This is a genomic window from Salipaludibacillus neizhouensis, from assembly GCF_002886185.1.
Classification (GTDB): domain Bacteria; phylum Bacillota; class Bacilli; order Bacillales; family Salisediminibacteriaceae; genus Salipaludibacillus; species Salipaludibacillus neizhouensis.
In genome coordinates, this window is sequence record NZ_KZ614147.1 from 55,666 (window position 1) to 76,356 (window position 20,691).

20 protein-coding genes and 1 pseudogene are annotated in these 20,691 nt (G+C 36.8%); 11 read left to right on the forward strand and 10 right to left on the reverse strand.

Annotated elements, in window-relative coordinates:
• Positions 1–119 precede the first annotated feature (119 nt).
• The 3 genes from CEF18_RS17085 to CEF18_RS27260 form a co-directional block, all read right to left on the reverse strand.
• Complete coding sequence (locus CEF18_RS17085) at positions 120–338, reverse strand: aspartyl-phosphate phosphatase Spo0E family protein (RefSeq protein WP_110937775.1); 219 nt, start codon at positions 336–338, stop codon at positions 120–122.
• Between the two features lie 155 nt (positions 339–493).
• Positions 494–631, reverse strand: a complete 138-nt coding sequence (locus CEF18_RS26050; RefSeq protein WP_183041175.1) for a hypothetical protein — start codon at positions 629–631, stop codon at positions 494–496.
• Positions 632–719: 88 nt separating this feature from the next.
• Positions 720–929 carry an FCD domain-containing protein gene (locus CEF18_RS27260; protein ID WP_407690432.1) on the reverse strand — a complete coding sequence of 70 codons (210 nt, stop codon included), beginning with the start codon at positions 927–929 and terminating at the stop codon, positions 720–722.
• Between the two features lie 606 nt (positions 930–1,535).
• Here CEF18_RS27260 and CEF18_RS17095 point away from each other — a divergent pair.
• Positions 1,536–1,823, forward strand: a pseudogene (locus CEF18_RS17095) (Tn3 family transposase); the annotation flags it as partial.
• On the opposite strand, the gene CEF18_RS17100 reads toward CEF18_RS17095, so the two are convergent.
• Positions 1,799–2,704, reverse strand: coding sequence for a PhzF family phenazine biosynthesis isomerase (locus CEF18_RS17100; RefSeq protein ID WP_110938785.1), 906 nt, complete (start codon positions 2,702–2,704; stop codon positions 1,799–1,801). The pseudogene CEF18_RS17095 and the gene CEF18_RS17100 sit on opposite strands and share 25 nt — an antisense overlap.
• Before the next feature lie 157 nt (positions 2,705–2,861).
• Here CEF18_RS17100 and CEF18_RS17105 point away from each other — a divergent pair, with 157 nt between their 5' ends.
• The 8 genes from CEF18_RS17105 to CEF18_RS17140 all read left to right on the forward strand — a co-directional run bounded on the left by CEF18_RS17105 (position 2,862) and on the right by CEF18_RS17140 (position 12,138).
• Positions 2,862–4,067, forward strand: a complete 1,206-nt coding sequence (locus CEF18_RS17105) for a Bcr/CflA family efflux MFS transporter (RefSeq protein WP_110937777.1) — start codon at positions 2,862–2,864, stop codon at positions 4,065–4,067.
• A gap of 359 nt (positions 4,068–4,426) precedes the next feature.
• On the forward strand, positions 4,427–5,539 hold the full coding sequence (locus CEF18_RS17110) for a LacI family DNA-binding transcriptional regulator (protein WP_110937778.1): 1,113 nt from the start codon (positions 4,427–4,429) through the stop codon (positions 5,537–5,539).
• A gap of 273 nt (positions 5,540–5,812) precedes the next feature.
• A complete protein-coding gene (locus CEF18_RS17115) occupies positions 5,813–6,823 on the forward strand; it encodes a Gfo/Idh/MocA family protein (protein WP_183041176.1) in 1,011 nt (336 codons plus the stop codon).
• A gap of 15 nt (positions 6,824–6,838) precedes the next feature.
• Positions 6,839–8,134 (forward strand): ABC transporter substrate-binding protein, encoded by a 1,296-nt coding sequence (locus tag CEF18_RS17120; RefSeq protein ID WP_110937780.1) that lies wholly within the window; start codon positions 6,839–6,841, stop codon positions 8,132–8,134.
• Between the two features lie 53 nt (positions 8,135–8,187).
• Positions 8,188–9,129 carry a carbohydrate ABC transporter permease gene (locus tag CEF18_RS17125; protein WP_223292388.1) on the forward strand — a complete coding sequence of 314 codons (942 nt, stop codon included), beginning with the start codon at positions 8,188–8,190 and terminating at the stop codon, positions 9,127–9,129.
• Positions 9,126–9,956 carry a carbohydrate ABC transporter permease gene (locus CEF18_RS17130; RefSeq protein ID WP_223292389.1) on the forward strand — a complete coding sequence of 277 codons (831 nt, stop codon included), beginning with the start codon at positions 9,126–9,128 and terminating at the stop codon, positions 9,954–9,956. Before CEF18_RS17125 ends, CEF18_RS17130 begins: the two co-directional genes overlap by 4 nt.
• A gap of 41 nt (positions 9,957–9,997) precedes the next feature.
• Positions 9,998–10,966: a sugar phosphate isomerase/epimerase family protein gene (locus CEF18_RS17135; RefSeq protein ID WP_110937781.1), complete on the forward strand. Its 969-nt coding sequence runs from the start codon at positions 9,998–10,000 to the stop codon at positions 10,964–10,966.
• A complete protein-coding gene (locus CEF18_RS17140; RefSeq protein WP_223292390.1) occupies positions 10,954–12,138 on the forward strand; it encodes a Gfo/Idh/MocA family protein in 1,185 nt (394 codons plus the stop codon). The genes CEF18_RS17135 and CEF18_RS17140 overlap by 13 nt, the downstream gene beginning before the upstream one ends.
• 128 nt (positions 12,139–12,266) lie before the next feature.
• On the opposite strand, the gene CEF18_RS17145 is transcribed toward CEF18_RS17140, so the two are convergent.
• Both CEF18_RS17145 and CEF18_RS17150 read right to left on the reverse strand, forming a co-directional pair.
• Positions 12,267–13,034 (reverse strand): class I SAM-dependent methyltransferase, encoded by a 768-nt coding sequence (locus CEF18_RS17145; RefSeq protein ID WP_110937782.1) that lies wholly within the window; start codon positions 13,032–13,034, stop codon positions 12,267–12,269.
• A 33-nt stretch (positions 13,035–13,067) separates the two neighbouring features.
• Entirely contained in the window at positions 13,068–14,261 is a 1,194-nt protein-coding gene (locus CEF18_RS17150) for a DUF418 domain-containing protein (RefSeq protein ID WP_223292391.1), read from the reverse strand.
• Between the two features lie 283 nt (positions 14,262–14,544).
• On the opposite strand from CEF18_RS17150, the gene CEF18_RS17155 reads away from it, so the two are divergent.
• Positions 14,545–14,886: a hypothetical protein gene (locus tag CEF18_RS17155; RefSeq protein WP_110937783.1), complete on the forward strand. Its 342-nt coding sequence runs from the start codon at positions 14,545–14,547 to the stop codon at positions 14,884–14,886.
• Between the two features lie 95 nt (positions 14,887–14,981).
• On the opposite strand, the gene CEF18_RS17160 is transcribed toward CEF18_RS17155, so the two are convergent.
• The 3 genes from CEF18_RS17160 to CEF18_RS17170 form a co-directional block, all read right to left on the reverse strand.
• Complete coding sequence (locus CEF18_RS17160) at positions 14,982–16,106, reverse strand: RNA-guided endonuclease InsQ/TnpB family protein (protein ID WP_110937784.1); 1,125 nt, start codon at positions 16,104–16,106, stop codon at positions 14,982–14,984.
• Positions 16,107–16,446: 340 nt separating this feature from the next.
• Positions 16,447–17,121, reverse strand: coding sequence for a cyclase family protein (locus CEF18_RS17165; RefSeq protein ID WP_223292392.1), 675 nt, complete (start codon positions 17,119–17,121; stop codon positions 16,447–16,449).
• A 161-nt stretch (positions 17,122–17,282) separates the two neighbouring features.
• Positions 17,283–18,731 (reverse strand): aminotransferase-like domain-containing protein, encoded by a 1,449-nt coding sequence (locus CEF18_RS17170; RefSeq protein WP_110937786.1) that lies wholly within the window; start codon positions 18,729–18,731, stop codon positions 17,283–17,285.
• Between the two features lie 249 nt (positions 18,732–18,980).
• Between CEF18_RS17170 and CEF18_RS17175 the strand changes: the two genes are divergently transcribed.
• On the forward strand, positions 18,981–19,589 hold the full coding sequence (locus tag CEF18_RS17175) for a LysE/ArgO family amino acid transporter (protein WP_110937787.1): 609 nt from the start codon (positions 18,981–18,983) through the stop codon (positions 19,587–19,589).
• Positions 19,590–19,708: 119 nt separating this feature from the next.
• Here CEF18_RS17175 and mmuM read toward each other — a convergent pair whose 3' ends face one another.
• Entirely contained in the window at positions 19,709–20,674 is a 966-nt protein-coding gene (gene mmuM, locus CEF18_RS17180) for a homocysteine S-methyltransferase (RefSeq protein ID WP_110937788.1), read from the reverse strand.
• Positions 20,675–20,691: the final 17 nt, after the last annotated feature.

Genomic DNA, 20,691 nt, shown 5'->3' on the forward strand with positions numbered 1-20,691 from the left:
GAACGTAGAAGTTAAATATCATTTTTTAGATTAATATTTTTCTAGAAAGATTTGTACTAAATATTCAGTTCGATCCTTTAATAATCGCTTTACTATTATCCAAATTCGTTTTCCAAAGTTTACTTTTTACATATTTTGTTACAACCAAATAATATAGGTTCTGATAATGAATACTCTGACAATCTACTATTTGCATTAACTTTTTGATAAATTAAGATGAACTCGTCCAATTTTTGACTAAAATAAATGGTGTCAGGGCTATTTAGACCCGTTACTTCAACAATTTGGGTTAATTCATTTCTCAATTGATTTATTCTAGCTTCTAATTCACTTAACATCCTTCCTTATTCATCTCCTTATCCTAGGAACAAGTTCTAAACTTTCAATTCTGAAACGGATCAACAAGGGCCTGACATCAAATAAAGTTAGGCAGCGTTTAACAACAAATTTATTCAATCCGTAGGGCGAATCGCTTAAAGAGTTCTTTGTCGATTTAATAATTATGCTTCCCCGCGTCCTGCATCAGAAGTACCACCTTCACTTCACCAGAGGTTTGATCACCACTACAAGCCGTAAGCAGTACTATTGTTAAAACAACAAACATAGAAAGAAGTCTTCTGCTCAATTTCATCTCCAAGTCCCCCTAATTAACTATTTATATAACACAGCATAGCTGTAATTCTAAATTATAAAGCGCTTTCAATTCAGTTTAAAAATTTTTATCTAAAATAACTTATATATTCATTTTTTAGTGTATCTTGCTCAAAGGTTAGTTTCTTAAGGTGCTCCTCCATAACCTTCTCTGCAAGGACAGAATTTCTATCTTTAATAGCCATTAGTATTCTTTCATGTTGATCTAGTATTAAGCCCCAATTATAATTCGCTGCTAAACTTAGCATTCTAAAATCAGCCCTTATAACAATATTTATTAAATCTCATAATAAAAGCACCTTAATAATAGTTAAAGTTTCGAACCTTTTTCATAAGGTTTAATTTAACCAATATTTAAATAATGAGTTAATTTGTAAGCTTTCTCTTTATTCATTATACACATAAATTATCTTTCTTTCTTGTCTATTCTTGTTGGTTATTTAACAAATCTTGCTCTTTCTATTTAGTCTAATTACGTACATTTGCTGCAATGAATGATATGACCATGGTTGAGGTAGTTCAAAAAGCTTTAATTGAAAATATAGACAAACTGGAATAACGTTCAATAAGAAATGAAAAAAGGATCAATAACAGTTAATTATTATTAGTGTTGGACTAAACTCAATTAATTTTTAATGGGCTTCGGTTGCTGGATGACCATATCCTTTTTTGTTGATTATTCAATCTTAGCTGCAAGGTTTTCGATATATGAATCTGTTATTTTAGGTGGATAATAACCGATTCGTTCACGAATAAGATTTTCTAGTACAAAACATTTCCGTGTCCAGTGTTCATATTCCCAAAATGAATATTGTTCACCTTCCTTAAATTCGCTGGCTCCTTGTTTCAAGGCTTGAATGAAAGTATATCGTTGATGGTAAAGTACAATTAAGGCCGGTTACACAGACCAAATATTTGGACTGATTCATCTATTAGGATTTAAATTTGCTCCAAGAATAAGAGATTTATCAGACTCAAAATTATTTACAATAGGTAAAGCAAGGGAATATCCAAAATTAGAAGCCATTTTACGTGGACAAATAAATACAAAGGTCATTAAAGAAAATTATGAGGATGTTTTGCGATTAGCTCATTCTATAAGGGAAGGAACAGTTTCAGCATCTCTTATTATGGGGAAACTAGGTTCTTATTCAAGACAAAACAGCTTAGCCCCTAACTCTTTCACAAATACCGCGTTACCGGTAATCTCCACACCATACTTTTCGTCATTTTTGGAAACTCTAACTAGAACTCGACCATCTTTCCCTATTTCATGTCCCTGCTCCACGATTAGATCTAAGGTACCTTGAAAACTCCTCTTGATAAACTGAGCATAATACGCACCCATCACCCCTGAAGCCGTACCGGTAACTGCATCTTCAATAGTTCCGGAATGAGGAGATGAAAAATGCCGGGCGTGCATATCCGCATTGGTATCATAGGTTTCCAAGCAAAAAGGGTGAATCGATGCTTTAGGCATCTCTTTTAACACAGAAGGAAACAATTTATTATTAGGATTCATTCTTTTAAAATCTTTTAGTGTTTTTATAGGGATCAATAATGTCCAAACCCCTGTACTTCCGTACAGTATCGGTAAACTGTCATCAATATCATCTACCTGTAGTCCAATCGTATTTGCTAATTCTTTGAGAGAACCTTTGAATTTATCGAATTGTGGGGGGGCTTGTTGCATCGTTATTTGAATCCTTTCGGGTCCGGTCGAATCAATCCAAATGGGTAAACTCCCCGCTCTAGTTTTTATCGTTACTTGATCTGTTTGCTTTAATAATCCTTTTGTTTTCAACGCATATATCGTTGCCATTGTGGCATGACCACATAGATCCATTTCATGTCCTGGTGTAAAAAAACGTATTCCCAGATCATTTACCCCAGATGAAATTTTAAAAGAAGTCTCATTAAATCCCACTTTAAAAGCGATTTCCTGCATTTCCTTTTCGGTAAAATCATCACCGTTTAAAACTACCCCGGCTGGATTACCTTTACCGGCTTCGTTACTAAACGCATCATAATGGTACACGTTTGCAATCTTCATCATTATTCTCCCTCCATAAAATTGGTGTTTGATAAGTTACTTAGTAGTCTTCCTTTAGGATATCACTTAACTAAGTTGGAGTTATCCCTTATAATAAAATAGGTCTGAAAAACAACAACGATTATCTTTAGCTAGGTAGGAAAGGTGTTTATGATGTATGCTTCATAATCCAACAGGAAAAGAACGTTTGAAATTGGCTTTTCTCCTCGGAATGCTTGCCATATTAGGTCCGCTTAATATTGACATGTATTTACCGAGTTTTCCCGATATTGCGGATGACATAGGGGCAAGTGCCTCACTCGTACAGCTTAGTTTAACAACATGTTTAATTGGACTTGCCATTGGCCAGATAATTATTGGACCAATCAGTGATGCACAGGGACGAAAAAAACCTTTGTTAATATCTATTTTCCTCTTTGCAGTAGCATCTATGCTCTGTGCACTTGCACCAAATATTACGACCTTAGTAATTGGTCGATTGTTACAAGGATTAACTGCTTCGGCAGGAATTGTTCTTTCCCGTGCAGTAGTGCGTGATGTTTTCAGTGGAAGAGAGCTTACTAAGTTTTTTGCACTTTTAATGGTTATAAATGCAGTAGCACCAATGGCAGCACCGATTGCCGGAGGAGCCATTCTACTCTTACCATTTGCCAGTTGGCACACGATTTTCTATTTTTTGAGCTTGCTTGGGTTTATCATTGTCGCGATTGCTGCGATACGTTTAAAGGAATCGTTACCGCCAGAGAAGCGGATTCCGAGTACCATCGGCCATTCCATTCGCACGATGGGAAATTTATTAAAAGATCGTTCCTTTATCGGTTACGCCTTAACCGTTGGATTTATTCACGGGGGAAGTTTTGCTTATGTAGCAGGAACTCCTTTCGTTTATCAAGGCATTTACGGTGTTTCTCCTCAAGTCTTTAGTATTTTATTTGGCATTAACGGACTTGGTATTATTATGGGGAGTTTTATCATCGGTCGTTTTGGAGGAATTGTTCATGAACGAAGCTTGCTTCGAGCAGCTGTAGTCATAGCGGTAAGTGCAACCTCTATCCTTCTTATTATGACAATCATAGAAGGTCCACTAGCCACACTTGTCATACCGATATTTATTTACATGACTTGTATGGGCATGATCCTAACAAGTTCATTTACACTAGCGATGGAAAAACAAGGACATCGTGCAGGTAGTGCTAGCGCCGTTTTAGGAATGCTTCCTTTATTACTTGGCAGCATGGTGGCTCCCCTTGTTGGTATTAATGAGACAACCGCTATTCCGATGGGCGCGACATTATTTATAACATCTTTTATTGGATCGATTGCGTTCTTTAAACTTACAAAAAAGAAAATAGAAACAGAATAAGCTTGAGGTTATTTCTAATTTCTTAAAGTAAAAAATAGCATATAAATCATTTATTTGGAACAAAGGCGTTGTCCCAAAAGGCCTCAATAGACCTTTTGAGACAACTTTAATAGTAATAAGCGAAGGAATCCCCAATGCCAGAAATTATCAGAGTACACCTTTTAAGTTCTCTTCGTTAAAGTAACCCACTATCTTGCAATTTTTGTCTTAATCAGCAATAATACGAGGTACGTAACTCATATATCAGAAAATTCAATTAAAATGTATTGACAACCGTATCACTCGTAAGGTATAAATTAGGTAAGAAATTCGATTTATCATTTTTTGTAAACATTTTACTAGGGATATGGTGATGGCTGATGAAGGTAACTGCGAAGACGATTTCAGAACAACTAGGTATTTCTATTGCAACAGTAGATCGTGCATTAAATAACAGAAAGGGAGTGAGTCCTAAAACAAGTAAGAAGATATTAGAAAAAGCAGAGGAACTAAATTATATACCGAATAAATCTGCTAGTTTTCTATCTCGAAAAAAACAAGTTTTAATAGCCTTTGTATTCCCTGAATTTCCTGAATACTTTTGGAACGAAATTGAGCTAGGCATAAAAAGCGCTGTTGCAGATTTTCAAGACTACGGCTTTTATATCGAGACGATAAGAACAAAGAAATTTGATATAGAAGAACAACTAGAAACTGTTCAGGAGATAATAAATTCAGAAAAATACGATGGTTTAGTACTTTCGCCAATTGATGACTTTCCTTTTATAGACATAATTAATAAAGGAATTGAAAGAGGGATCCCAATTTATACATTAAATACTGATTCTCCATTAAGTAAGCGAATTTCCTATGTTGGAGCTGACTATGAAGACTCAGGTAAATTAGCTGGGGATCTCTTAGACAAATTTACTCCTAACTCAAAGAAAATAGCATTAATTACAGACCAAATTAATACCTTAGAAGTAAAAAAACAGGAAGTTACTGACGCTAAAGACTCCTTAAAACAAAGCTCCAGATTGAGAAGTAGACATTCTTTACAAATCAAACAGAAAGTCCATGGATTTAAAGAGTATATGAGGAAATGTAATGATAAAAAGCAAATCTATTCGTTTGAAATTGAGAGTAATAACTTAATTCCCTCGATCATGTCCTTAAAAGATGAACTAAGTGATATGGATGGTATTTATGTGGCGAGCGGCGTTTTAGTAGAAGTAGCAACCTGTCTTGAACAAATGAACTTTAATAATATGCCAGTCTTACTAGGTCATGATATGAGTGAAGAAATTCATCAATTTTTTATAAGAGGAATAGTTACAGCTTCAATCTGTCAGGATCCTGTCCATCAAGGCTACTTATCGGTTCGAAAAGTATTTAATCACCTCATGCTCGACATTCCAATAGAACAATCGAGAGATATTGTAAAATTGGAAATTGTGACAAAAGGTAATGTGAAATATTATATCCATAAATAGGTTTGATCATGATGAGGTACGTTAATCATATTTGAAATGAAACAGGAGGTGAAAGTAACGTACTTCATTAAAATGTTAATTTAGCCGTTTTATCTAGGCGTTTAAATATATGTTTTTTTGTCCTCTTATGAGGTACGTTAATCATAATTGTATATCGCGATGAAATAGTTGTATTCATGCTCTTTCATTAGAAGTTTTTAGATATCAACGCCTAAAAATGAAAGCGCTCTATAACAGTACTCATGGCTAGTATAAAAAATGAAGGTGGTAAAAATGGGAAAACTCAGAGTAATTCAAATTGGTGTAGGTGGTTTTGGGCAAAAATGGTTACAAATATTACGAGATTTTGAAAACATAGAAATTGTAGCTGTTGTAGATGTAGATGATCACAACTTGACGAATGGGAAAGAAATATTGAACAGCCCCCATATACCTATGTACCAAGATCACTTAGAAGCTTTTGCAAATATTAAGGCAGATGCAGCTATTATTGCAACACCTCCTCAAACTCATAAAACGTTGGCAATGGACGCTTTAAAAGCAGATATGTATGTCTTCATGGAAAAACCTATTGCTCATACTTTTGAAGAAGCCTTGGAATTATTTACCGAATCTCAAAAATATGGGAAATTCATTATGATTAGTCAAAATTATAGATGGCGACCGGCAATAGAAGCGATCAGACTCTGTATTCAAGAAGGTCAGATTGGAACAGTAGAATATGGAGAATGGAACTTTAGAAGGGCGACAAAATTTGGGGGGTGGCGCGATAAATATAATGAAATTTTAATAGAGGATATGAGTATTCACCATTTTGATCTACTGAGACATATTTTAGGAAAAGATGCAACCTCGATTTTTGCCAAGAGCATGAAACCATCTTGGAGTTGGTTTGGTGGTAATGCCGTCGCTTCTGCTATCATTTCCTTTGACAATATTATGGTGAATTATTTTGGAAGTTGGGTCACCCGAGGGAAAGAAACCTCTTGGAATGGAGACTTACGCCTTATTGGAGAAAAAGGAATGGTTGAATTAATCGACGATGTCCCTTCCATGACTCTTGAAGATGGAAAAACTCAAAAAATACCATTACCTAATATGCCGTATACAGATCAAGAGTATTCTCTGTTCGAACTAGTTCAGGCCATAAAGGAAAATCGAAAACCAGTAACTCATATTGAAGATAACATCAAAAGTTTTGCATTAGTAGGTGGAGCATTAGAATCTATTAGTAAAGAAAAAGAAATAGATATCTCTAATAACAGTTATTTAATAATTAAATAATAGGGGGATTCGACAATGAATGAATACTTTAAATTATTTTCTTTTGTGTGGATTTTACTAGTAGTTTCCTTAGTCGGCTGTAGCTCGAATGAAGAAACCAGTTCGGATAACGGGCAGAGTCTAAATGAAAATGAAGCTACTTCTGATTCTAATAATTCTAAAGATAATGTGATTACTTTGGAGGTCTGGGATTACTTAAACCCAGATACTCCTCCATCAGATGCGCAAATAGAATACCTAGAAAAGTATACGGAGCTTAATCCTAATATTGAGATTGAAAGAACCTACTTCCCATTTGCTGATTTAAAAACAAGGCTCCTGCAAGGGGTTGCAGGCAACGAATTACCCGACATCGTAATCATTGACAACCCTGACCATCAATCATTTTCAGAAGCTGGTGTATTTGCTGATATAACAGATGAAGTTGAAGAATGGGGAGAAATGGACCTTTACTACGACGGTCCCGTTGAATCCGTTATGTTAGATGGAAAATATTACGGTGTCCCTAACAACAGTAATGCATTAGCCCTCTTCTATAATAAAGACATTTTTGAGGAGGCAGGAATATCTGATCCACCTACTACTTGGGAGGAGCTAAAGGAAATTGCGATGCAATTAACTACTGATGACAGAAAAGGTTTAGCCATTTCGGCAACCAGCAGCGAAGAAGGAACCTTTCAATTCTTGCCTTACTTATGGCAATCTGGTGCAGATTTAGATTCATTTGACAGTCCAGAAGCGATTTCTGCGATGCAACTCATTCAGGATATGATTAATGCAGGATCTATGTCCTCAAATGTTATCAATTGGGACCAACAAGATGTATTAGTCCAATTCCAGAATGGAAAGGCAGCTATGATGGTCAATGGCCCTTGGCAACTACCTACTCTGCGAGAAGAATCAGAAGATATAAATTGGGATGTTGTTCTTATGCCCGAAGGAAATCATCCTGCTTCTATTCTAGGAGGCGAAAATTGGGCGATTACTTCTACATCTGAACACAAAGAAGAGGCATGGGAATTTCTTAAATGGACACAACAAGAAGAGATTCTAGGACCTATGCATGAATTAGGCGGACGATTGCCTAACCGTGACGATGTTGCTTCTGACGAGCAATATGAGTGGAACGAGGATCCTCAATTACAGGTATTCGTGGAACAAATTCAGACTTCAAAACCACGAGCTTATGGCACGAAATACCCCGAAATCTCAAATATTGTGCAAGAAGCTATCCAAAGAGCTATTACTGGAGAAGATGTAGAAACAATTATGAAAGATTCTGCTGAGAGAATTAATCCTTTGTTACCGTAATTACTTGTATGAGGGGGGAATCTCCCCCTTCATAATTTAAAGGAGGCATCAAAATGGAAGCGAACACAATGGTCCATATGGAAAAGAATGTAACTTCTCCTTCTAAATTTTCTCATATTATTATGAAAAGTTTATACAAGTATTTGTTTGTACTTCCGGCATTTCTTTTTGTAGTTATTTTTATGTTATATCCGATAGTTTATAATATTTTTGTTAGTTTTCAAGATGCGACAATATTAAATTTATCATCTGATAAATCGTTTGTAGGTTTGGCGAACTATGCTTATATTTTGAATGATCCTACCTTTAAAATTGCTTTAAAAAACACTTTAATTTACACATCTTCGTCTATCTTTTTCCAAATTTCTATTGGCTTTCTTTTAGCACTGTTCTTCAATCAAGTTTTCCCATTTAGAAACTTCTTCCGTTCAATCCTACTGTTGGCATGGATGACACCTCTCGTTATTACAGGAACACTTTTTAAATGGTTGTTCGATGTTGATTACGGCGTCATCAATTATTTATTCATGCAATTAGGTATCATTAGTGAATCCATCAATTGGTTAGGTCAACAAGGCACAGCTTTAGTCGCAGTCATATTTACAAATATTTGGATTGGGATACCCTTTAATATGATTTTGATTCTAGCAGCATTACAAGCCCTACCAAAAGACGTATATGAGGCTGCACGTATAGATGGAGCGTCAAAATTACAAATTTTCTATAAAATTACGCTACCATTAATGAAACCTGCAATTTTAGTAGTGTTAGTGCTTGGGATTATCTACACCTTTAAGGTATTCGACATTATTTTAATAATGACAGGCGGTGGACCTGTTAATGCCACACAGGTTTTACCTTTTTATGGATACGAATTAGCATTTGTTAATTTTAATTTTGGGCATGGTGGGGCAGTAGCAACTATTATTTTGTTAATGCTAACACTTGTATCCCTTATCTATTTGTATTTGGTTAGGAAGGAGGAGTCGATGTGAAGAAGTATTCGAAAAAGCAATACGGTCTGTTTTTCATCGCTCTGTTGATTTCCATTGTATTTTTATTTCCGATCTACTGGATGATCACGACTTCCATCAAACCAATTCAGGATGTATTTGCTACACCACCTTTGATCTTTCCTGAAAACATTCAGTTTGATGCGTATATTAAAAACCTCATAGAAGATCGAAGTATTTTCAAATATATAAGAAACTCTTTCATTATTGCCACAGGTACTTCTCTATTAACGTTAATTTTAGCTTTACCAGCTGCTTATGCACTTGCGCGTTTTCGTTTAAAAGGTGGAGGGGTTTTTCTCCTCATTTTATTGGTAACACAAATGGTCCCAGGAATCATGATGGCAATGCCCTTGTTTATTATGTTTAGTACTTTTAATCTTTTAAACAGTTATTTGGCTTTAATAATTGGTAACACTACCCTTGCTTTACCTTTTGCTGTCTTGATCATGAGACCCTTCTTTTTATCGATTCCAAAAGGCTTAGAGGATGCTGCAGTTATTGATGGCTGCAACCGTTTTACAGCTTTTGTAAGAATCGTTTTACCTCTTACAAAACCTACCTTATTAACAGTTGGAACGTTTGCCTTTTTATTCGCTTGGGGGGATTTAATTTTTGCATTAACTCTTGCTACAGATGAATCCATTCGTCCTTTAACAATGGGGCTTACTACATTTGTAGGACAATATGGCACGCAATGGGATAGTCTAATGGCAGTATCTACTATAGCTGCATTACCAATTATCATTATATTTATTGCATTACAAAAATATATTGTTAGCGGTATAACGGCAGGAGCCGAAAAATAATTACGACTATTTAATATATAAAAATGAAGGAGAGATTAATTATGAAGTTAGGTGTATTTGCTGTTTTGTTCTCAGAAAAATCTCTAGAAGAAGCATTGGATCACATTAAGGCCTCGGGTCTTAGTACAGTAGAAATCGGAGCTGGAGGGTACATCGGTGATGCACATTGTAAGCCTGCTGAGTTATTAGCTGATGAAGATAAATTAAAAGCTTTTAAAGAGGCTTTTGATTCAAGAGGAATAAAGATCAGTGCATTAAGCAGCCATGGTAACCCACTGCACCCAAATAAGGAAACAGCAGCGGAACATCATCATGTCTTTCAAGATGCAGTTCGCCTTGCATCAAAGCTAGGGGTTGAGTATGTTGTTAATTTCTCCGGGTGTCCGGGTGAGTCGGAACATTCTTTACGCCCAGTATGGATTACTTGTCCATGGCCAGATGATTTTTCAGAAATAGTAAATTGGCAATGGAGTGAAAAAGTTATCCCTTACTGGAAGGGACAGAATGAGTTCTTAAAGGAGCATAATGTACGAGTAGCTATCGAACCTCACCCAGGGTTTGTCGTTTACAACAACGAAACATTACTTCGTCTAAGAGCTGAGTGTGGGGACCACATTGGAGGTAATTTTGATCCAAGTCATTATTTCTGGCAAGGAATGGACCCCGTTGCATGTATTAAAGAGTTAGGAGAAGCAAATGCCCTTTATCATTTCCATGCGAAGGATACAAAAATAGACCCTCAAAACAGCGGGCTTAATGGGGTATTGGACACTAAAAGTTACAGTCAAATGTCTAAACGTTCCTGGATTTTTAGAACAGTAGGCTATGGTCATGGCGAAGAAACTTGGAAAGACATCATAAGTGCTTTGCAACTAGTTGGATACGATGGTGCGATTAGTATTGAACACGAAGACGGACTTATGAGTGTAGATGAAGGATTTTCAAAGGCGATTGATTTCTTACAGGACAAATTGATTCAGAAAGGAGCAACTAACTTATGGTGGGCGTAAATAAGAGGCAAATTAGAATAGGAATGATAGGTTATAAATTTATGGGAAAAGCTCATTCCCATGCTTATCGGGATGTTTCATTTTATTTTGATTCGGAAGTAGAACCCGTTCTACAAGCTGTTTGCGGTCGTAACGATGAAGGAGTTAAGGAAGCAGCCGAAAAAATGGGATGGCTAAGCTATGAAACGGATTGGCGTAAACTCATTGCACGTGACGATATTGACCTCATCGATATTGTTACTCCAAACAATGCACATGCTGAGATGGCAATTGCAGCAGCCGAGGCTGGTAAACACGTCTTTTGTGAAAAGCCATTGGCAATGACACTTGAACAAGCGAGGCGCATACTTGAAGCAGTGGAGAAAAATGGGGTTATTCATATGATTAATCATAATTATCGGTTTTCCCCTGCTGTTCAATATGCAAAGAAGTTAATTGAAACTGGACGTATAGGAAAAATCTATCATATTAGAGCATCATATTTACAAGACTTCATCATGGATCCTAAGTTCCCTCTCGTTTGGCGCTTAGACAAAGAGATCTGCGGCTCTGGCACTCTAGGAGATTTAGCAGCACATAGCATTGATTTGGCTCGTTTTTTAGTTGGTGAATTCAAAGAAGTAACTGGAGTTCTTGAGACATTTATTAAAGAGCGACCTCTCGTCGAAGATAGTTCTGGTTTAAGTGGGAAAGCATCCGAGGATATGACGGGAGAAGTAAAGGTCGACGACGCTAGCCTTTTTATTGCAAGATTTGAAAACGGTGCCTTAGGTACTTTTGAAGCAACTCGATTTGCAGGTGGGAATCGAAATGGAAATAGATTTGAGATTAATGGCGAAAAAGGTTCCATTCGATGGGATGCAGAAAAGATGAACAACTTGGAAGTTTATTTCCACGACGATGAACCTGGCCTCCAAGGGTTTAGAAACATTACGTGCACAGAGGACATACACCCCTTTGCCGGTGCTTATTGGCCAGCAGGACATATTATCGGCTATGAGCATACATTTATTAACCTTATTGCTGAATTGTTACATGGCATCAGTAAAGGAATTAGTCCCTCACCAAACTTTCATGACGGAGTGAGGAATCAGGCTGTTTTAGCTGCAATTGAAACATCTTCTACCACAAAAGAATGGATATCCATTTCGAGCCTGCTAGAAGAAAGATAAAGATCTTTTAGTAATTGCAACCGTTCGATAAAAATTTATAAGTCACGTAAAAATATCTGGTAAAGCCATACAACGGCTATACCAGATATTTTCTTTATATTTGATTTCTGGAAACGTATAAAAGGGGGTTATTTTTTAATCGCAATAATCCTAATCCGTTTATAATCAGCAACCCATTCCCCTTCTTTGTAAAGGGCTGATTGAGCAGAATTTCTGATTTTCTCATAAATTCCTTTTTTCTCTTTTGCTGAAAACTCGGGAAAAAAGTCATCCGCAAAACTATCTAACCAATGGTTTAAGCCTTTTTCTCCATCTGCTAGAGGAGTGGGACTATCAAAATGAAGAGCACATGTAACCTGAAATCCATGCGCTTCCAACAACGTACTATACTCCCCGATGCTCGGGAAATACCATGGATTTCTTTCCGCAACATCTATTCCATAATCTTGATAGAGCACCTCTCCGATCCCTTTAATAATAAAATCGACATTACCTTCCCCACCAAACTCAGCAATAAATCTACCGCCAGGCCTTAATGCGAGATTAATCGATTCAATAACTTTGCCTGCCTGTTTCATCCAATGAAGTGCAGCATTGGAAAAAACAGCATCAAATTTTACCTCAGTTCTATAATTTTCGGCATTTTCAACATCGAATGAAATTTCCGGAAACTTTTCACGTGCCTTTTCAATCATCTCTGCTGAAAAATCGATTCCTCTAACCATCGCACCTGACTTGGAAATGGCATGAGTCAAATCACCGGTTCCACATCCTAAATCAAGGATCTTCTCTCCCTCTTTTGGTTCCAGGAGATCTACCACACCTTTGCCAAATTGGGATACAAAACTCAACTTCTCGTCATACAAGTTTGCATCCCATACATTCGTTGAACTCATGTCATGTCCTCCTCTAATATAGAATTACCGTTGTTATGCCCCTATATTATCTTTTTCCGGGGTGACACCTTTCATTTTCGGTCTTCCCGATATTGAAAGATATATGATCATACGAATAAGACGTTCTACCGGGCCCGTTTTGAAATAAGAAAGGTACCATTTACTGCAAACAACCTGTGCGAAATAAACAACAAGACTAAATAGAAAACCATACATGACGCCCAACTCTCCAAATAAGCCCAGTCCATAGCCATAAAATACAGTGGTACAAATGATTGTCTGCATTAAATAGTTTGTAAGGGACAGTTTTCCAACGTACCCAAATAAATTAAATATTGATGAATTTTTCACCGTCACATAAAGGTAAGCAAAAAAGAAAATATACCCGATGGATAAAAGTATGGAACCTGAACCAAACAGGACACCTGTCCAGGCTTGGTTTTCTAATAAGTAGTACAGGGCTTTAAACACAAGGCCAATCGGTAATAAAAAGGCTCCTTTCAAGTAAAAACTACGTTGCTTAATTGGCTCAGAAAACCACCCTTTTTTTGCACCGTACATTCCAAACAGAAATACAGGTGCTATAATAAGCGGGGCAAGGACAATAATAAATATCAGAAGTTCATCCGGTATTCCCATTGCCGCAAAAGGATCTACGTTGTTTCTGTGATCCATGATCTCCAAGTAGGTACCTTGGCTATTAATTGTATTTGTATTTTCAATATATTGATTCATAAGTTCTGGATTCTCTATGAGAGAAGTAGAAGAGTCACCATAGCTTACTAATGAAGTAAAGGCGAAAAGAACAATCACCCATATAAGGAGTGTTTTTGCTTTTCTGTTCAAGAATAAAAGTAGAAACAGACCAGTTAAACCATAAGATAAAAGAATATCACCTTCCCATAAATAAAACGCATGCAAAAAACCTATTCCAATTAGAAGAAAAAAGCGCCAAGCAAGTGTTCTTTTAACTGCTAAGTTACGTCTACGTAAATTCTCCTGCATTTTAACCATTCCAAAACCAAATAAAAAAGCAAATATTGGCATGAAGCTTCCTTCAACTGCTATTTTAAGAAAAGTATGAAAAGAAGAGTCAGCCTCCGATATATAACTAATTTCATCTTTTCCAAACAAACCATATTGAAAAATAAGCACATTAGCCACTAGTATTCCTAAAAGACTTAACCCTCTCATTGCATCGATCAAATGAATACGTTCCGTTTTCAACTGTCACTCCTTCTTTCCGTTAGTTTTAAATTCTACCTTACAATCTTCTCTTATTTTAGCATAATATGACAATTACAAAACGATTATTTACGAAGTATTATTAAAAATTTTCTGCTCCTTTTACTTAACCGAAAACGCAAAAAAAGCACCCGTATTTTGTGCTTCTATAGTAAAGTTTTAATTTTCTTCTTCCCACATTATTGAAGAAGGTGATAAACTTATAATTAGCGTATCCTTTACAATAAATGGATATTACTTCGAGAAAAATTTGAGGAGTATGAATATGAAAAAAACACTGTTGATTTCCTTCTTTCTTCTATCTTTAGTAGGTTGTAGTTCGGAATTATCATATTCAGAAATTAAGCTTGAGGACACTCCAGAAAGTGTTCATACCTTTTTTGAAAGTGTAGAGGAGACAAATGGAACACACCATTACACCGATGGAGAGAAAACTTATTATGTGATGTTAAATGGGAAAAACGTATTTCAAGGTGAAAAAGCCATTCATTTTCGGAACTTCCGTGTAGATTCAGAGGCTGAAATCTTGAAAATTCATTTTACGGAGGAAGAAACAGACGATTATTCAAACGAAACAGTGAACTACCCACCACTTAAATTTTTATGAATTTTGAAGTGGGGGCTTCTCGAATAATGGGTGCTTTTATTAGCCACCCAAATTGACCGAGCTATCTCCGCTGTACCAGCGGTTCCATCTATTATTTAGGCTATTTTTGTTTCAGAAAGGAGTCTTTTTCCTTCGTTTTTAATATTCTTTGCCGCATTTTCGTCACGGTCAGATTCGTTCCCACATGAACATGTATACTTCCTTTCTGAAAGTAATAGCGTTTCTTTCACTTCCCCACATTCGGAACACATCTTCGAAGAAGGGAACCATTTGTCAATTTTGACAAATGACTTCCCACGGTCTTCGAACTTGTATTGTAAGAAAGTTGTAAACCTTCCCCAACCGTTATCAGATACGCTTTTCCCGAATGTCAGAGACTTAGACATGCCTTTCATATCAAGGTCTTCGATAGCGACGGCATCGTACTTATTTGCCAACGCATAACTCTTTTTATGAAGGAAATCACGACGTTGATGAGCCGTTTTTTCTTGTAACTTTGCCACTTTCCGTTTCTGTTTGTCCCAACGATTGGACCCCTTTTTACGGCGTGACAAAACTCGCTGTTCTTTCGCTAGTTTTTCAAGAGATTGACGATAAAATCGAGGGTAATTGGCTTTCTCACCATCGCTTGTCACGTACAATTCCCTCATAGAAAAATCAAGTCCAACAACGTTATGAGGGTCAATGGGTTTCGTTGCTTCTTCAAATTCCGTTAGAATCGAAGCGTAGATTTTCCCAGAACCAGTCATCGAAATAGTAACAGACTTCAATCGATGTTTTTCTGGAATATCTCTATGTTGCTTTACCTTTACCCATTTTAATTTAGGTAACTTGATATGACCATCCAAAATTTCTATATTACCATTCACAAGATTGGTCGTATAGGATTGCTTATGTTTCTTGCTCTTGAATGTTGGAAACTTGGCAATCTTTTTGAAGAAAGATTTATACGCTTTATCTAAGTTCATTTGAGCATTCGCTAAAGAAAGACTATCCACTTCTTTCAGAAACGAATAATCCGTTTTGTATTTTGCTGGAGTCGGGTGCTTTTGTTTCAACAACATCTCTTTGTTATCCTTGAATCTCTCATACGTATCCATTCTATCTTTCAGCATTTTGTTGTACGTAAATCGTACACAACCAAATGTTTTCTTCATTAAGTGAAGTTGTTCGATTGATGGGTATAAACGAAATTTGAATGCTTTGTTCTTTTTGGTCATATCAAGTCACCCACCCAAACATATGTTTGCATTTTTATTTTACCAAATCCCTGTCTATTTGTCTTTGTTTTTTCTTTTTTATTTTCTGAAAAAAAGAAAAAAAGAGCCATTCATCTCCCACCTAAAATTCTACCGAATTTTTGAGGAAGGAGACTTCTGGCTATAGTTCGTTAAACTACCAAGCGCTATATAAAGTAAATCTAGATAAGAATTATGAGCAAACCCGAAGTTTTAGAAACGATATGGAATCGTTTTTCAAGGTTGTGTCCGGAAATTAGTACTAAAAGAGGATGATCAAAAAGGAAAGAAACTACCTTTTTGATCATCCTCTAAAAATAGCTTAATCTTGTTGTATTTCAGCAAACGCCCGCACTGGAAAGGTTCCAAAGCCTTTAATTTTTGGTGCAACAGCATTAAATATAAATCGTTTGTTTAAAAGTTCTTCTAAATGGCATAAGTGCTCGACTATGAGTATTTCTGCACCTAATAGTGTCGTATGCACAGGTCTGGATTTCCCCTCTGTATCATCGATATTAACAGAATCAATTCCAACTAAAGCTGCTTTTTTATCTACTAAGTATTTCGCTGCATTTTTGGTTAAATAGGGATGACTCTCAAAATACTGATCCGTATTCCAGTGCCTGTCCCAACCCGTATGAATGAGTATTGCTTTTCCCTCCACATCAAGGTCGTAAAAAAACTTCTCACCAATTTCCTTTATACTTTGATCAATATTAATCATAATGCCTTCTAAGCCTGCCATTTTATTAATTGTAATCTCAGACAAGTCTTTACCGCTGGCATATCTATGAAATGGAACATCCACATACGTACCTGTATTGGATACCATTTCTATTTTTCCAATCTGAAACTCTGTTCCTTCTTCGTAATGGTTTCGGGATTCTTCCCTGCTTAAATAATCGCATATGATTGGTGCTGGAAGACCCTTATACGTGATAAGCCCATCTTCTATAGTATGACTTAAATCAATGTATGTTTTTTTCAAGCTTTGCACTCTCCCATCCCCTTTTTGCATCTACTTATAGGAATATTTTAACATTTTTAATTCATATCTTGTAGATTGTTGTTTTATTATTTGAAAAACTGTATTGCAGTCCTATTAACACAACAACGTTTACGAAAGCAGACTTAAAGTAAAGACCTACTTCGTTTTTTCTATCTTATCCCCTTCACTATTTTCGCCAATGTTTTGATCCCGTGTTCCATTTTTTCAAGGCTTTCGTAGGAATACGAGAGTCGAATATAGGAAGGACCATTCTCTCGATAGACCGTTCCGGGATTAATAAGAATATGCTGCTTCAGAGCAAGATCAAATAACTGTGACAAGGAGATGCTTTTATTAAACTTTACCCACACATAAAAAGATCCAGTTGGTACCTCCCAGGAGGCAAATCGAGAAAAATATTTTTCAAGCAACTCCATCATGAAATCTCTTCTCTGTTTAAGTTCAGAGCGAATATGATAAACGTGCTCCTCGTACATATCTTCATTGGTGAACCACTTCTCTAAAACCGCTTGAGAGAAAGAACTAGCGCCATAGTCGATTTGCATTTTTAAATCAGCAAGCTGGTTAACAACGACTTCAGGTCCCACAATCCAACCAATTCTTAAACCTGGACTTAGGATTTTTGAAGCACTCCCTAAATACAATATATTCCCGGTCTGGTCCATTGATTTCATAGCTTGCGGGGGCGGTGAATCTATCCAAAGTTCTCGATACACATCATCTTCTATTATTGGTAACTGATTAGATCGGCAAATATCTACTATTCCTTTTCTTTCCTCTGTAGAGTAGGTCATTCCCGTAGGATTATGAAAGGTTGGAATCGTATACAACAAATTGGCCTGGTGTTGAGCTTTTAGTGTTTTCAAAATCGAGACTTGATTCTTTATTTTACTTATAGGAACATCAATTAGGTTCATTTTGGCCGATTGAAAGACATTCAGCGAAAATAAGTAAGATGGTGATTCTACGAGTATCGAAGACTTTTCTTTTAAAAGTCCGTTTGCAATCAGTTGAAAGGCTTGCAACGCCCCCGAAACGATAAGCACACTGTCTGGTGAAGCATTTACACCGGACTTCCTTATGTATTTACAAATAGCAACCCGCAATGGATAAGAACCTTTTGCCTCTTCATATCCTAAGTGTTCAGAGCTTAGAGTCAACGATGAAAGAATTTGATTAGTTTTTTTGATTGGTAATAGCGATGGAGATAGTTCACCTGTTCCCATTCTGATCGTTTCTCCTAAAAACTCCGCCTCATTTATCCGCTGAATAAATACTTTATTGGGTTTATAAGTACTCCCCTTCACATAGCTTTCCCAGTCTGGAGTAGCAGAAGCAACAATATTCCAGGTATTATTGATGACTTTCGTCTCCTTACCTTCAATTCCTTCTACTAATCCTTCTGCTATTAACTCTTCGTAAGCTTCTACAACAGTGCTTCTATTGACTGTAAAAAGCAATGCCAGCTTTCTTTGAGAAGGTAATCGCGTACCTATCGGCCATTCGCCAATGGCAATTTTCTCTTTTATATACTCTTTTATTTGTATGTAAATTGGAATATCGCTTTTTCTGTTCGGCTGCCAATCCTGTTTCCTCATGATTATCTCCTCCCCATAATTACGTCAACTGGTTGGGATAGTAACCAACCAGTTGGATGGTGACAATACAACGATATCCCTTATACTTTGTACTAATGTTGCAAAACTGCTAATTGAATTTTAGTAGGCTATTTTCGTAACTTTATTCTATTTGGAAAAGCATCTCGAAAAAGCGGAAAGTGTTTGCCAAGAGCGGATTCAAGCAACGCCCTTTTCTAATTAGAAACAACAACTAAAAGGAGTAATGATATGGAAGCATTTATTCATGGTTTTACACTTGCTCTAGGTCTCATATTACCTATGGGAGTCCAGAACTTATTTATCTTCAATCAAGGAATCAATCAACCTAGTTTTTATAAAGCTCTGCCAGCAGTCATCACTGCATCATTGTGTGATACTCTGCTAATTTTAATAGCCGTTCTATCATTAAGTGCAGTAGCGGAACTTTTTGAGACGGTTAAAAGCATCTTTATTTTTGGTGGGTTCTTCTTTTTGCTTTTTATAGGTTGGTCGATTTGGAAAACACCAGTGAAGAATACTGAGAATTCCTCCCCTGCGACAGCAAGGAAACAAATTATTTTTGCAATATCTGTTTCTTTACTGAATCCCCACGCACTGCTTGATACTATCGGTGTGATTGGAACGAATTCGCTACTTTATGCTAATGATAGCATAGATAAGTGGTTGTTTATGGTGGCAACAGCCTCTGTTTCCTGGTTTTACTTTGCTATATTGGCTCTGATTGGCAAATTCATTGGAAATAAAGACAAAAGCTTTAAATTTCGCATTTTATTTAACAAAATTTCCGCTGTCACCATATGGATTCTTGCTTTCTATATGGTCCTCTATGGAATATAGCTTCTTTCGAATAGAATAGTGTCGACTAACAATACGATCCTCTCAAATAATCCTTAATCACAACTTAACAGAAAAAACACCTCCATACTTGCTTCAACAAGTGTGGAGGTGTTTTTTGACTACGAGGATACCTTTAAAGATGGTCGCCATTTTTTTGAAATTTCTTCAATGTGATGCGGTGCTGTTCTGCAGCAACCACCAATAATACGGGCACCTGCATCAAACCATTCTTCAGCCTTTACAGAGAAACTATCGTGCGACTTTTGTCCGTGCCAAGTGTTTGTATCTGGATCATACGTTTCACCAGAGTTGGGATACACAATGATTGGTTTTCCCGTGAATACTCGTAAGGCAGTGATAGCTTCCGTCACAAAAGAAACTGGCGCACAATTGATACCAATGGCAGCAATTTGATCATTTTCATCGAAAGCTTTCGCGCATTCTTCTAACGATGAACCATCACTAATTGCCGTTTCATTCTTCAAAGAAAAGGTTAACCAAGCATAGGTTTCGGGAAACTCTTTTAATAGATCGCTTAATACCTTCGCTTCTTGCAAGGAAGGAATCGTTTCAATGGCTAGCAAATCAGCTCCGGCTTCAATTAATGTTTTCATTCTCGTACGATGAAAGTTTCGCAGCGTTTCATCTGTCACACCGTAGTTTCCAACGTATTCTGACCCATCTGCAAGGTAAGCTCCGTAAGGGCCCACCGATGCAGCAACCACCGGCTTAGGTCGATCAGTCTGTGTGCCTTCTCCTTTCCAAAAGTCATCTCTTGCTTCGCTTGCAAGAGATACTGTTTTTTTCATCAGCTCTAACGCTTCTTTTTCTTCAATCCCACGCTTGGAAAAAGCCTCCACAGTAGCTTGATAGCTTGCGGTTATCGCACAGTCCGCTCCAGCACGAAAATAATCCGCATGAACCTGATAAATCAACTCAGGTTTTTCAATTAACACCCGCGCTGACCAAAGGGGATCATCTAAATCGCAGCCATGCCTCTCAAGCTCTGTAGCTAACGCCCCGTCCAAAATCATCGTTGGGTGTTCCTGAAGAATAGCATAAATTGGGTTTATTTTAATCGACATACTTGACCTCTTTTCTT

Bases quoted from the DNA above. Each gene is read 5' to 3' on its own strand.
- CEF18_RS17085 (WP_110937775.1), bottom strand. From the start codon at position 338: ATGTTAAGTGAATTAGAAGCTAGAATAAATCAATTGAGAAATGAATTA.
- CEF18_RS26050 (WP_183041175.1), bottom strand. From the start codon at position 631: ATGAAATTGAGCAGAAGACTTCTTTCTATGTTTGTTGTTTTAACAATA.
- CEF18_RS17100 (WP_110938785.1), bottom strand. From the start codon at position 2,704: ATGAAGATTGCAAACGTGTACCATTATGATGCGTTTAGTAACGAAGCC.
- CEF18_RS17105 (WP_110937777.1), top strand. From the start codon at position 2,862: ATGCTTCATAATCCAACAGGAAAAGAACGTTTGAAATTGGCTTTTCTC.
- CEF18_RS17110 (WP_110937778.1), top strand. From the start codon at position 4,427: ATGAAGGTAACTGCGAAGACGATTTCAGAACAACTAGGTATTTCTATT.
- CEF18_RS17115 (WP_183041176.1), top strand. From the start codon at position 5,813: ATGGGAAAACTCAGAGTAATTCAAATTGGTGTAGGTGGTTTTGGGCAA.
- CEF18_RS17120 (WP_110937780.1), top strand. From the start codon at position 6,839: ATGAATGAATACTTTAAATTATTTTCTTTTGTGTGGATTTTACTAGTA.
- CEF18_RS17125 (WP_223292388.1), top strand. From the start codon at position 8,188: ATGGAAGCGAACACAATGGTCCATATGGAAAAGAATGTAACTTCTCCT.
- CEF18_RS17135 (WP_110937781.1), top strand. From the start codon at position 9,998: ATGAAGTTAGGTGTATTTGCTGTTTTGTTCTCAGAAAAATCTCTAGAA.
- CEF18_RS17140 (WP_223292390.1), top strand. From the start codon at position 10,954: ATGGTGGGCGTAAATAAGAGGCAAATTAGAATAGGAATGATAGGTTAT.
- CEF18_RS17145 (WP_110937782.1), bottom strand. From the start codon at position 13,034: ATGAGTTCAACGAATGTATGGGATGCAAACTTGTATGACGAGAAGTTG.
- CEF18_RS17155 (WP_110937783.1), top strand. From the start codon at position 14,545: ATGAAAAAAACACTGTTGATTTCCTTCTTTCTTCTATCTTTAGTAGGT.
- CEF18_RS17160 (WP_110937784.1), bottom strand. From the start codon at position 16,106: ATGACCAAAAAGAACAAAGCATTCAAATTTCGTTTATACCCATCAATC.
- CEF18_RS17170 (WP_110937786.1), bottom strand. From the start codon at position 18,731: ATGAGGAAACAGGATTGGCAGCCGAACAGAAAAAGCGATATTCCAATT.
- CEF18_RS17175 (WP_110937787.1), top strand. From the start codon at position 18,981: ATGGAAGCATTTATTCATGGTTTTACACTTGCTCTAGGTCTCATATTA.
- mmuM (WP_110937788.1), bottom strand. From the start codon at position 20,674: ATGTCGATTAAAATAAACCCAATTTATGCTATTCTTCAGGAACACCCA.